12 protein-coding genes are annotated in these 11,997 nt (G+C 70.0%); 4 read left to right on the top strand and 8 right to left on the bottom strand.

Annotated features, from left to right (window positions below; genetic code table 11):
• Together D7X74_RS06485 and D7X74_RS06480 are read right to left on the bottom strand one after the other, a co-directional pair.
• A partial coding sequence (locus D7X74_RS06485; protein ID WP_147446487.1) for a triacylglycerol lipase occupies positions 1-810 on the bottom strand: 810 nt, incomplete at its 3' end.
• A gap of 111 nt (positions 811-921) precedes the next feature.
• Positions 922-1,683, bottom strand: coding sequence for a glutamine amidotransferase (locus D7X74_RS06480; protein WP_233595404.1), 762 nt, complete (start codon positions 1,681-1,683; stop codon positions 922-924).
• A gap of 89 nt (positions 1,684-1,772) precedes the next feature.
• On the opposite strand from D7X74_RS06480, the gene D7X74_RS06475 reads away from it, so the two are divergent.
• The 4 genes from D7X74_RS06475 (at position 1,773) to D7X74_RS06460 (ending at position 6,559) form a co-directional block, all read left to right on the top strand.
• Entirely contained in the window at positions 1,773-3,260 is a 1,488-nt protein-coding gene (locus D7X74_RS06475; RefSeq protein WP_120532039.1) for an aldehyde dehydrogenase family protein, read from the top strand.
• A 66-nt stretch (positions 3,261-3,326) separates the two neighbouring features.
• Positions 3,327-4,790 (top strand): glutamine synthetase family protein, encoded by a 1,464-nt coding sequence (locus tag D7X74_RS06470; RefSeq protein ID WP_199741778.1) that lies wholly within the window; start codon positions 3,327-3,329, stop codon positions 4,788-4,790.
• A 14-nt stretch (positions 4,791-4,804) separates the two neighbouring features.
• Positions 4,805-5,989 carry an iron-containing alcohol dehydrogenase gene (locus D7X74_RS06465; protein WP_120532038.1) on the top strand — a complete coding sequence of 395 codons (1,185 nt, stop codon included), beginning with the start codon at positions 4,805-4,807 and terminating at the stop codon, positions 5,987-5,989.
• Between the two features lie 156 nt (positions 5,990-6,145).
• A complete protein-coding gene (locus D7X74_RS06460) occupies positions 6,146-6,559 on the top strand; it encodes an ATP-dependent DNA helicase (protein ID WP_120532037.1) in 414 nt (137 codons plus the stop codon).
• Positions 6,560-6,654: 95 nt separating this feature from the next.
• Here the strand turns inward: D7X74_RS06460 and D7X74_RS06455 are convergent, their stop codons facing one another.
• The 6 genes from D7X74_RS06455 to D7X74_RS06430 form a co-directional block, all read right to left on the bottom strand.
• Positions 6,655-7,215, bottom strand: coding sequence for a hypothetical protein (locus D7X74_RS06455; protein ID WP_120532036.1), 561 nt, complete (start codon positions 7,213-7,215; stop codon positions 6,655-6,657).
• A 135-nt stretch (positions 7,216-7,350) separates the two neighbouring features.
• Positions 7,351-9,204 (bottom strand): glycosyltransferase family 39 protein, encoded by a 1,854-nt coding sequence (locus D7X74_RS06450; protein ID WP_120532035.1) that lies wholly within the window; start codon positions 9,202-9,204, stop codon positions 7,351-7,353.
• A complete protein-coding gene (locus D7X74_RS06445; protein WP_120532034.1) occupies positions 9,201-10,151 on the bottom strand; it encodes a hypothetical protein in 951 nt (316 codons plus the stop codon). Before D7X74_RS06445 ends, D7X74_RS06450 begins: the two co-directional genes overlap by 4 nt.
• A complete protein-coding gene (locus D7X74_RS06440; RefSeq protein ID WP_120532033.1) occupies positions 10,138-10,650 on the bottom strand; it encodes a hypothetical protein in 513 nt (170 codons plus the stop codon). The genes D7X74_RS06445 and D7X74_RS06440 overlap by 14 nt, the downstream gene beginning before the upstream one ends.
• Before the next feature lie 91 nt (positions 10,651-10,741).
• On the bottom strand, positions 10,742-11,641 hold the full coding sequence (locus D7X74_RS06435; protein ID WP_120532032.1) for a CarD family transcriptional regulator: 900 nt from the start codon (positions 11,639-11,641) through the stop codon (positions 10,742-10,744).
• Positions 11,642-11,719: 78 nt separating this feature from the next.
• Positions 11,720-11,935, bottom strand: a complete 216-nt coding sequence (locus D7X74_RS06430; protein WP_120532031.1) for a hypothetical protein — start codon at positions 11,933-11,935, stop codon at positions 11,720-11,722.
• Positions 11,936-11,997: the final 62 nt, after the last annotated feature.

Below are 11,997 nucleotides of genomic sequence, written 5' to 3'. Positions count from 1 at the left end.
GGGCAGGGCCACCGGAAGGGGAGGGGGCGGGGCCGTGGGAAGCGCGGTCACCGCGTCGGCGCCAGCATAGCCCAGGGCCAGCTCGCGCTGGATGACCTCCCACACGGAGCGGCGGGTGAGCAGCTCGCCGTGGGCCACGCCGGAGACCTCCACGTTGAAGACGTTGGGCTGGCCGTTCACGTCCAGCACGGAGGAGGGGAAGAGCGCCACCGCGTCGTCGCGCGAGTAGATGGACGTGAGGCGCACGTGGCGCGGGAAGGCGCCTTCACCCAGGCGCTTGATGAAGGGCGACACGGGCGTGAGCTGCCACATGCTGCGGCTGAACCAGCCGAGCGTCGCGCACCCCAGGTAGGCCATGCGCGTGCCCCGGTGCGGCGTGCCCAGCGTGATGAGGCTGCGCACACGGGTGTCTCCGCCCAGGCGCTTCACGTAGTACGTGCCGATGAGGCCGCCCTTCGAGTGCCCGATGATGGTGAGCGGCCCCATCTCCGGGTGGCGCTCGTAGAGCCGGTCCACCTTGCCCTGGACCTTGCGCGCCAGCTCGTCGATGCGGTGCGTGTTGAAGCGGTCCATCGTGCCGCCCAGGTGGATGGACCAGACGCAGTAGCCCTCGCGGCGCAGGCGGTGCTCCAGCACCTCCAGGACGCGGCGGGTGCTGAAGAAGCCGTGCAAGAGGAGCACCGGCCGGGGACAGCGCTTGAAGTCCGTGCGCCGCACCACCTGGTTGCCGCGCGGATCCAGGTCCAGGTAGCTGGTCAGGTACTTCAACTGACACTTCATCTTCCGGTACTGCATCACGAACGGATTCATGGCCGCCCCCGTCCCGCCCTGGCGGTGCGTGGATCGCCGCCCTCGACACGGGGCAAAGCTAGGGAGCGCTGGTCGCCCCGGCTTGGATCAGCCCGGGGCGTCTGTCCGCTTTCAGTCGGTGAAGTGCTGGAGGAAGTTGAGCAGCACCCGGTGCGCGAGCGGTGTGGGCGCGATGCCGGACAGGAGCCGGGGAACGAACTCCCCTGGGGCCGCCCCGCGCTCCTGGGCGAGCGCGTCCAGCTTCTCCTCCCGGGCCAGGATGACCGCGCGCATGGCGTCCGTGGGCATCTCCGGGTGGAACTGCACGCCGCGCACGTTGGGGCGGAACGCGATGGCTTGGTGCGCGGTGTTGGCGTTGCCCGCGAGCACCGTGGCGCCCTCGGGCAGCCGGGTGACGATGTCCTCGTGCGTGGCCTGGACGGCGAAGCGCTCCGGCAGGCCGGCGAAGAGCGGATCCGCGCGGCCTTCATCCGACAGCGTCACCTCCACGGTGCCCGTCTCGCGGCCCTGGGGATTGCGTGACACCTTGCCGCCGTACTGTTCAGCGAGCAGCTGTTGGCCAAAGCACACGCCGAGCACGGGGATGCCCTGCTCGCCCGCCTCCACCATGAAGGCGCCGGCGCGCTCCATCCACGGCTCGCGCTGCGTCACGGACAGGGGAGAGCCCGTCATCATCACCGCGTCATAGCCGCGCGCGTCCTTCGGCAGGGGCGCGCCCTGGTGCACGGGGAGGATGTCGAAGCGTTGGCCGGACAGTCCGATGGTTTGCAGAAACCACCGGTCGTAGTCGCCTACCGATAGCCGCACGGACTCCGCCGCGTCGCCGGCTTTCAGGAGCAGGACGTTCTTCATGGGGGCAGCTTGCCGCGTCATGGGGCCATTCCTACCGTGTCCTGCCGTCCGTGTCCGGTGCCCGCCATTCCAAAATCGCCCGCGCGCCGTGCTCACCCAAAGGCTTCGCCATGACCGACGCTCGTTCGCTCACTCCCAAGCTCCCTGTGCTCAAGCTGCTCATCGACGGGCAGCATGTGGACCCCATCGAAGGGGGCACCTTCGCGGTGACGAACCCCGCCACCGGCCAGAAGCTGTGTGACGTGCCCGCCGGCACCGCCGCGGACGTGGACCGCGCCGTGAAGGCCGCGCGCCGCGCCTTCGAGTCCGGCCCCTGGGGGAAGATGACCGGCCGCGAGCGCGGCAAGCTCATCCGCAAGCTGGCGGACCTGCTCTACGAGCGCCGCGAGGAGTTCGCGCTCGTCGAGTCGCTGAACAACGGAAAGACCTTCAAGGACGCCATCCGGGGCGACGTGGCACCGGGCGCCGCCACGCTCGCGAACTTCGCGGACATGGCCAGCACCATCATGGGCGAGGTGCTGCCCGTGGACGGCCCGTTCCACACCTACGCGCTCAAGGAGCCGGTGGGCGTGGTGGGCGCCATCATCCCGTGGAACTACCCCACGTGCATGCTCGGCTGGAAGCTGGGGCCCGCGCTGGCCTCCGGCTGCACGGTGGTGGTGAAGCCCTCTGAATACACGCCGCTCACCGCGCTGAAGCTGGGCGCGCTGGCGCTGGAGGCGGGCTTCCCGCCGGGCGTCATCAACATCGTGACGGGCCTGGGCGACCCCGCGGGTGAGGCGATTGCCCGGCACCCGGACGTGGACAAGATCTCCTTCACGGGCTCCGGCCGCACCGCGCGCCGGTTGCTCCAGGCGTCCGCCGCGAGCAACCTGAAGAAGCTGACGCTGGAGCTGGGCGGCAAGAGCCCGCAGATCATCTTCGCGGACGCGGACTTCGACCGCGCGGTGGAGGCGTGCTTCTGGGGCATCTTCGGCAACAAGGGGGAGACGTGCAACGCGGGCAGCCGCGTGCTCGTGCACGAGAACGCCTACGAGCCCTTCGTCGCGAAGCTCGCGGAGAAGGCGCGCGCGCTGAAGGTGGGCGATCCGCTGGATGCGTCCACGGAGATGGGCGCGCTGGTGAGCCAGAAGCAGATGGAGATGGTGCTGGGCTACATCGAGAGCGGCAAGCAGCAGGGCGCGAAGCTGCTCGCCGGTGGCTCCCGCGACACGGAGGGCTTCAAGGCGAAGGGCTGCTTCCTGAAGCCCACCATCTTCGGCGACGTGAAGCCGGACATGAAGATCGCCCAGGAGGAGATCTTCGGGCCGGTGCTGAGCTGCCTGCGCTTCCGCGACGACGCGGAGGCGATGGCGATTGCGAACAACACGCCCTACGGCCTGGCCGCGTCCATCTGGACGGGCGACGTGGCCAAGGCGCACGCGCTGGCGAAGCAGGTGAAGAGCGGCGTGGTGTGGATCAATTGCTTCAACGAGTTCGACGACGCGGCCCCCTTCGGTGGCTACAAGGAATCCGGCTGGGGCCGGGACCTGTCCCACTTCGCGCTGGATGGCTACCTCCAGACGAAGGCCGTGTGGACGAAGCTGCCGTCGCCCTGAAGCCCGCGCCGTCCTCTTGCGCTGCGTTCCACCGAAGCAATCCGAATGACGAAAAGGAAGGTCCCGATGGCGTCGCGTCCCAAGGCCAAGGTGCTCACCCATCCGGCGATGGCCCGCCGTGTCCGCGCGAAGGAGAAGGGCCCGGGCACGGAGCGCGCGGCGGCCGGTCAGCCGGGAGACCTGGAGTCCACGCGTCGGTGGATGGAGGAGCGCAACGTCCGCAAGGTGAAGGTGGGCGCGGTGGACGTGGATGGCGTCTGGCGCGGCAAGTACATCTCCCTGGAGAAGTTCTTCAGCGCCGCGAAGAGCAACATGGGCTTCTGCGACGTCGTCTTCGGGTGGGACCTGGGCGATGAGCTGCTCGACAACACCAAGGTGACGGGCTGGCACACGGGCTACCCGGACACGCCCGCGAAGGTGGACCTGTCCACCGCGCGCATCATCCCGTGGGAGCCGGACACCGCGGCGTTCCTGCTCGACTTCGTGAACCCGGACGGCACGCCCTTCGAGGCGAGCCCCCGCCAGTTGCTCCAGAAGATGGGGCAGCGCGCGCGCAAGCTGGGCTTCCTGCCGAAGTTCGGCTCCGAGTACGAGTTCTTCCTCTTCAAGGAGAGCCCGCAGAGCCTGCACGACAAGGGCTTCCAGGGGCTCACGCCGCTGACGCCGGGCATGTTCGGCTACTCGTGGCTGCGCACGTCCATGAACGCGCCGCTGGTGCACGCCATCATCGACGGCTGCAACGCGTACGGGCTCAACATCGAGGGCTTCCACACGGAGACGGGCCCCGGCGTCTTCGAGGCCGCCATCCGCTACGACACGCTGGAGCTGGCCGCGGACCGCGCCGCGCTGTTCAAGACGGTGGTGAAGGAGATCTGCGCGCGCCACGGCGTGGCCGCGTGCTTCATGGCGAAGGTGGACCCCAAGCTGCCCGGCTGCTCGGGCCACGTGCACCAGTCGCTGTGGAACCTGAAGGGTGAGGACAACCTCTTCCACGACCCGTCCCAGAAGCACGGGATGAGCAAGCTGATGCGGCACTACATCGGCGGGCAGGTGGCGCTGATGCCGGAGCTCACCGCGCTCTACTGGCCCACCATCAACAGCTACAAGCGCAGCGTGGAGAACACCTGGGCGCCCACCACCGCGACGTGGGGCCTGGAGAACCGCACCTGCGCCATCCGCGTCATCGGCGACAGCGGCAAGTCCATGCGCATCGAGTACCGCCAGCTGGGCGCGGACATGAACGCGTACATCGGCATGGCGGCCAGCCTGGCCGCGGGCCTGTGGGGCATCGAGAATGAAATCGAGCCGCCGGCGCCCGTGCTGTCCAACGCCTACGAGGCGAAGAACACGAAGCCGCTGCCCCGCACGCTCAAGGACGCGGTGGCGCTCCTGAAGAACAGCGAGCGCGCGAAGGAGTTGCTGGGCGAGGGCTTCGTCGACCACTTCGTGCGCACCCGCGAGTGGGAGGTGCGCCAGTACGAGCGGGCGGTCACCTCCTGGGAGCTGCAGCGCTACCTGGAGCTCATCTGAAGGAGGACCTTTCCATGAAGCCTTTCGACATTCCCACGGAGCCTCGCGTCACCGAGATGTCCTGGCCCACGCGCATCGTGTTCGGCGCGGGCGCGCTCCAGCGACTGCCCGCGCACGCGGCGCGGTTGAGCATGAAGCGCCCCCTGCTGGTGACGGACGGGGGCGTGGTGAAGGCGGGGCTCGCCGCGCGCGTGACGGACGTGCTCAAGGCCGCGGGCCTGGACTGCGCCGTCTACGACCGCGTGGAGCCCAACCCCACCGAGCGTGACGTCTTCGCCGGCCTGGAGGCGTACCGCGCCCACAAGAGCGACGGCATCATCGCGCTGGGTGGTGGCAGCGCGCTGGACGCGGGCAAGCTGGTGCAACTGCTCACGACGCACGAGCCGCCGCTCAGCCGCTACGACGACGCGAAGGGCGGCGACCAGTACGTGCGCGACGACCTGCCGCCGCTCATCGCCATTCCGACGACCGCGGGCACGGGTTCCGAGGTGGGGCGCTCCGGCGTGGTGACGCTGGCGGACACGGGCCGCAAGACGGTCATCTTCAGCCCGTACCTGCTGCCGAAGGCGGCCATCATCGACCCGGAGCTGACGCTGGGCCTGCCCCCGTCCGTGACGGCGGCCACGGGCATGGACGCGCTCACGCACTGCATCGAGGCGTACCTGGCCAACGGCTTCCATCCGCTCGCGGACGCGGTGGCCATCGACGGGGTGATGCGCGTGGGCCGCTCGCTGGAGACGGCGGTGAAGGAAGGCCGCGACCTGGTGGCGCGCACGGACATGATGGCGGCGGCGATGGAGGGCGCGATGGCCTTCCAGAAGGGCCTGGGCGCGAGCCACGCGCTGGCGCACGCGCTCACGCCCATCTCCGGGGTGCCGCATGGGCTCGCGAACGCCATCGTCCTGCCGGTGGTGATGGAGTTCAACCGCGCGGCATGCACAGCGCGGCTGGCACGCATCTCCACCGCGCTGGGGGACACGTCCAACGCGCGGGAGGAAGTGCTCGCGGGCAACGCCATCGAGCGCGTGCGCAAGCTGGCGGCGGCCATCGGGATTCCCACGCGGCTGCGCGACGCGGGCGTGCAGGAGAAGGACCTGGAGCACATCGCGCAGAAGGCGTTCCTGGATGCTTCACACCAGGGCAATCCGCGCGCTGTCACGGAAGCGGACCTGCTGGCCATGGCCCGCGAGGCGTACTGAAGCCGTCTTCACGCCGCGCGCATTTCAGATTGTTTTCTGCGGGGCCGCTCCGAGGGGAATCGGGGTGGCCCCGCGTGCTTGGGGCCGTTGAATCAACCGGGCCCCCCTGCGTCAGAAGGTTCAGAACGCAGCACAACGCGGTTCACGGAGGCGGTCATGAAGGCGATGCTCAAGAAGGTGATGGTGGTGGTGGCGCTCGTTGCCAGCAGCCCGGTGATGGCCCAGAACGTCCACGGAGCCTCTTCTCTCGTGAGCCGCCAGGCCCAGAGCCGCATGGAGCGCGAGCGTCAGGAGCGCGAGCGGGTGGCCCGGCTGGAGCGCGAGCGGCAGGAGCGTCAGCGTCAGGAGCGCGAGCGTCAGGCCCGCATGGAGCGCGAGCGTCAGGAGCGGGAACGGCAGGCGCGGTTGGAGCGGGAACGCCAGGAGCGCGAGCGGGTGGCCCGGCTGGAGCGCGAGCGTCAGGAGCGCGAGCGGCAGGCGCGGATGGAGCGGGAGCGGCAGCAGCGCGAGCGTCTGGCTCAGCGCGGCGGCTGGAGCAGCTCGAAGTCCAACGGCGGCTGGCTGAACTGATCCGGTACGAGGACCTCTCACCGGATGCCACGCACTGAAGCGGTACCGAAGCCCGGGGGCGGGTCATCCACCCTCGGGCTTCGTCGCGTCCGGGGTCAGTCGTCCACGGGCTCCACGAGCTCCATGCTGCCACCGCCACTCACGGGGCCGGTGCCTCCGTCGGACGTCACCACACCGCCCGCGCCAACCACGCCGCCGGTCATCTCCGGCTCGCCCGTCTCGGGGACGAACTCCAGCGTCTCCACGAAGACGCGTCCCGGCAGGCGCATGTCCATGGCGGTGACGCGCTCCTTGTCGCGCAAGTCGTAGAGCTGCTGCGCCACCGGGCCCGCCTGCACGCGCTCGTCGGAGAAGAAGACGTAGACGCGCACCTTCCCCTCCTGCACGGGGATGCGGAAGCTGGTGTTCGCGACGGGCCTGTTCGCGTCACAGCGGATGGAGCGGTTCTCCCGCGTGAGCGTGAGCTGCCGGATGACGCCCTTCTCGGACATCGTGTACAGCAGGCAGTAGGGCAGCTGGCCCGCGGAGGGGATGACCTCCATGGTCGCCGCGCCCGTCTTCTTCAACTGGACCCGCGCGGATTTGTCGGGCGTCTTCGCCTCGTTGCAGGCCGCGCCCAACGCGAGCACCGCCACCAAGACCGTCCAGCGCGTCATGTGTCCCTCCTCAGGGAGCTTGGATTGGCGCAACGTCCCCAATCCTACCCCGGGCCTACGCCCTCCAGTCCGTCGCGGTGTTCGCGAACGCACGTGCGCCCGCCGAGTGCACGGTCGTGCACATGGCTGCCTGCGTCATCGCGGCGCGGAGGCCTGGTCGGGGCGCTGGTAGACGATGACCTGTGGGGTCTCGTCCAGGTACAGCCCGGTGACGGGCGTGCGCGTGCCGAAGGCCTGCCACGTGAGGAACTCGTGCTCGCGGAACTCCTGGTGGTACTGGTACGCGACGATGTCCGCGTCGAACGGGCTGTTCACCGCTCGCACGTCGGGACGCAGCATCCCGTTGCGCTGGTAGTCGCGGAACGAGAAGCCGTTCACCTCGTGCAGGTAGATGCGCGCGCCCGGCTTCGCGTGTTCGTTGATCCACGGCAGCACGCCGGTGACGTGGCTGGACCAGAACTGCCGCTGCATGCCGAGCGTCGCGGCGCCTGCCTGTCCCCCCGCCAGCTCCGAGTACGCCGCCGTCCCATAGGGGAACACGTGCACCAGGGCCAGCAGCGCGGGCAGGAGCAGCAGCGCGAACACCGGCACCGTCACGGCGAAGGACGGCAGGGAAGGGCGCCGCGTCTTCAGCACCTCCCAGAGCGCGAAGCAGCCCCGCGCCACTGCCGCGCCCGCGAGGATGCCCAGGAAGGGCATGGACGGGAACCAGTGCTTCACGCCGCCGAAGTGCGGCACCTGCGGGTGGCTGATGACCAGGATGGACGTCACCGCGTTGACGCCCACCAGGGCCTCGGTGGCGGTGGGCATCCGCACCCAGTCGCGCGTGCGAGCGCTCAGGCTCAACAGCGCGCGGCCCACGAGCGCGAGGAACCCCGTCACCATGGGCGCGAAGAGGCTGGTGGGTACCGTCAGTGCCGTCTTCACGAGGACGTAGGTGAGCGGGAAGGGCGGCCCGCGCATCAGCGTGCCCAGGTAGAACCAGGCGTAGTGGTTGTGCGTCGCGTGGAAGGCCAGGTACCACGCCGTGCGGTCCACCGGCGCGTGCCACAGGTAGGGCCAGTGCAGGTAGAAGAGCACGGGGCCCAGCACCGCCATCGCCGCCACCGGCACCAGCGCCCGCGTCACGGGCGCGCTCACCGGGGCCAGGTCGCGCAGCAGCCACACACTGCCCACCGCGAGCCCCACGAAGAACAGCGTGTGCGGGCTCAAGAGCAGGAACTTCTTCTGGAAGGCCTCGCCTCCGCCCAGCGCGACGACGAGCAGGCCGTAGAGCACCGCCACCGCCGCGAACAGGCCCACGAAGCGCCCCAGCCGCACGCGGGCCTCCGGCACGCCGTCGCTCACGGTCCACGCGCGCCACAGCGCGAAGGGCGTCAGCACGAACGGCAGGAACAGGGCGTTGTGCTTCGTCGCCAGCGCCAGCCCGAACGCCACGCCGCACGCGATGCCCCAGCGGGTGTCCTCCAGCGCGCGCCAGAAGCAGTACACGACGAGCAGCCACATCGCGGCCACCGGCATGTCGAAGCACGCCAGCTCCGCGTTGAAGTACTGCCGGGGCACCAGCAGGAAGGAGAGGGCGGCGAACAGCCCCGCGGCGCGGCCGTACAGCGCGCTGCCAAAGAGGAAGCACAGCGCGGGCACCAGCGCCGCCATGGCGAACGCGGGGATGCGGAAGGCCAGCGCGTCGCGCAGGCCCAGGCCGTCGTGGAAGAGCAGGTGGCTCAGCCCGAACAGCGTCTTCATCAGCACCGGGTGCTCGTGGTTGTAGTCCCACGCGCGCACGATGGCGCTGTCGGTGAACGCCTGCGCGGGCGCTCGCACCAGCAGCCGGAACCAGCTTGAGTAGCCCTCCGCCGCCGCGAAGTAGACGCTCTCGTCGCGCGTGAAGCCCACCGCGGCCTCGGTGCTCCACAGCGCCGCGAAGGCCAGCGCCCACAGCACCCAGGCCACGAGCTTCTCATCGCGCGTCGCTGCCCGGCCTGTCATGGACGCACCCCCACTGCCGGCTCCAGCGCCATCACGTCCAGGCACACCTGCCGCGACTCCGCGTTGTCCGCCTGCACCCAGACCTTCACCGTGCGCGCGGGGCCGGGCGGCAACACCACCTCCGCCTTCTGCACGCCCTCACGGCCCGGGGGAATGGGCACGTCCAGCAGCCGCTGGCCGCTGGCCGCGTCGTCCACGCCCAGGTGCGCGGTGCTCAGGCGCGGGTCCTTCGGGTGCGCGAACTCGAAGATGATGCCGCCCTCCATCCGCAGGCCCAGGCCGGAGGGGACGCCGTCGAACTCCGCCACCAGCCGCTGCGGCCCACCGGGCGCGTGCATCCAGAGGCAGTTCCGGGGCTCGTAGAGGATTTCGTGCCACTCCCGCGCGACGTACAGGTGCGGCGGCCCCGGGCAGCGGTGCACGCGCCCGTCGAAGGGGCAGTCCGTGCGCGCTCCGTCCGGCTGCTCCAGGTACACGCGCGCGCGGCTCACGACTTCGGACGCCACCCAGTGCCGGGGGCGGTGGTGGCCGTTCTCATAGAGGCGCAGCGACAGCGTGCCCAGGCGCGCTTCGGGCCCCAGCGCCTTGCGTCCGGGGAGGAAGGCCGCCTCGAACGCGCCGACATCCGAGCGGGGCAGCTCCGGCTGGCCCAGCACCCAGAGGCGCGGGTGTTCGCTCAGGTCCGCCTTGTCGGAGTCGAGCCACCCATGCACGGGCAGGTTGGACGGCACGAAGAGCCGGGCGCGCTCGGTCCACCAGGGGAACAGCAGCACGCCGTCCCCGGGGCGTGCGTCGCGGGCCAGCACTTCCGCCACGGCGCGCTCATCCGCGTCCGTGGGGAGCCGGCCCGGCAGCCTCAACTGGAAGGCGAGGCACAGGAGCGCGACGAGCAGCAGGCCCCCCAGCTCCACGAGGGGCAGGGCGCGCAGGAGCCTAGGACTTGGCAAGACGGATCTTCTGCTCGCTCTTTTCGCGGCAGAAGGTGCAGAAGATGTGGTCGCCCTGGTTGAAGGACGGCGTCCAGGGTGGATACATCGAGCAGCGCGGATCCAGGCAGTGGTGCAGCTCCCAGAGCGTGCCCAACTGGTGCAGCGCGTGGCGCGCGATGGGCTTGAAGTCCTTCTCCAGGTCCTTGAAGGGCGCGATGGTGAGCACCGCCCGGTCCTTGCCGTAGCGCGCAAAGCCCGTCGTCGGGGCCTTGCCGCTGAGCAGCTCGCGGTCCTTCAGCTTGCGCGAGGTGAGCAGCAGCACCTTGTCGTCCTTGTAGGCCCGGACGCCCTTCACCTCGTCCAGCAGCTTCTCGGCGTCCAGGGGCTCGGACATGCCCGCGGGTGCCTCCGCGGGGCCGCTGTGCTCGCTGCCCACGCCGAAGGCCGTGTAGAGCGTGCGGTTGAACTTGGCGAGCTGCTTGTCGTCGAAAGGGTCCAGCGTCACGACGCGAATCACGGGGCGTCACCTCGGCGGGAAGGCCCTCGCGGTGCCGGGCGCGCGGACTGACGCGACGCGGGCGGCCGGGAGGGCCGGAAGGTCCTGCGGTTCACTCGTCCTCGGCCGGCTTGGCCTTGGGCGGACGACCCCGCTTCTTCGGGGCGGCGGGTTCAGCGCTCTCCGCCGCCACCTCGGGCTTCGGCTTGGGCGGGCGGCCGCGCTTCTTCGGGGCGGCGGGCTCGCCACCTTCGTCGGCGGGCTTGGCCTTGGGCGGACGGCCGCGCTTCTTGGGCGCCTCGTCGGAGCCCTCCTCGCTGGCTTCGCCTTCCTCTTCCGAACCTTCCTCGGCGGACTCCTCCTCGGGCTCGGCCGGCGGCTCCTCGTCCGAGGGCAGGTCCAGCTCTCCGCCCTCCAAGCCCATGAGGTCGCCGTCGAGGTCCATGTCGTCCTCGTCGCCTCCGGGCCGGGCGAACTCGGCGGCGGTGCGCTTGGGGCGCTCGCGGCCGGGCGGGAAGAGGACGATGTCGATGGAGTCCTCGGCGTTGGCCTCGGCGGTGCCCAGCGCGGCGGCGACCTCCGACACCAAGAGGTGCCGGGCGTTGTCGTAGAGCTCACGCTCCTTGGTGGGCAGTGGACGCAGCTCGCTCAGGACCTGGAGGCCCTTGACGACCTCCGCCAGGCCCAGGATTCCGCCCTGGGTCATGCGGTCCAGGTTGGTGCGCGCGCGTTGCTTCCAATCCAGGTCGGCCTTGTCGCTGTCCGAGCGCAGGAAGGAATAGATCTCCTCCACGTCGGCGACGCTCGCGACCTTGCGCACGCCAATGGAGACGATCTTGCCTTCCGGCACCATGACGACGGCGCCGTCTTCCTCCCGGCGCATGGTGACGAACGTGAGCTTCTGCCCCGCCACCTCCTTCACATCGATGGCGGCGACGCGACAGACCCCCTGGTTGGGGTAGACGACCCGGTCTCCAACCTGGAGCTGGAGTGCAGCGGACCCTTCTGGCATGGCCCCCTCGTGGGCGGGTGTGATGAGCACCGAAGCGAGCGCCGGTCGTAGCACCGTGCCCCGCCGGATGCCACGAGATTACCGGGGAAGCTTTGTCATCCGTGCGGCATTGCGCTGTGCTTCCAACAACCGGCCCATGACCTCGTGTGCCTGGGCGTCCAGGACAGCGTCGATCTGGGCATCGGTCGGTCCCTCGTCCGCCATGCCTCCAGGTTGGGCATCCACGCGGGCGGAAAGTCCCACCGTCCCCACCACCGCGATTCCCAGCGCCAGCACCGCCGTCAGCTTCTTCATGAGCGTCCTCCGTTGCGGCGCAAGGGTAGGGGCGACGCCCGGATGATCAATTTTTCGGCAAC

Source organism: Corallococcus sp. CA047B (genome assembly GCF_003612065.1).
GTDB classification, from domain to species: Bacteria; Myxococcota; Myxococcia; order Myxococcales; family Myxococcaceae; genus Corallococcus; species Corallococcus praedator.
The sequence above is the reverse complement of the archived record's forward strand: the minus strand, read 5'-3'. Positions and strand labels throughout refer to the sequence as shown.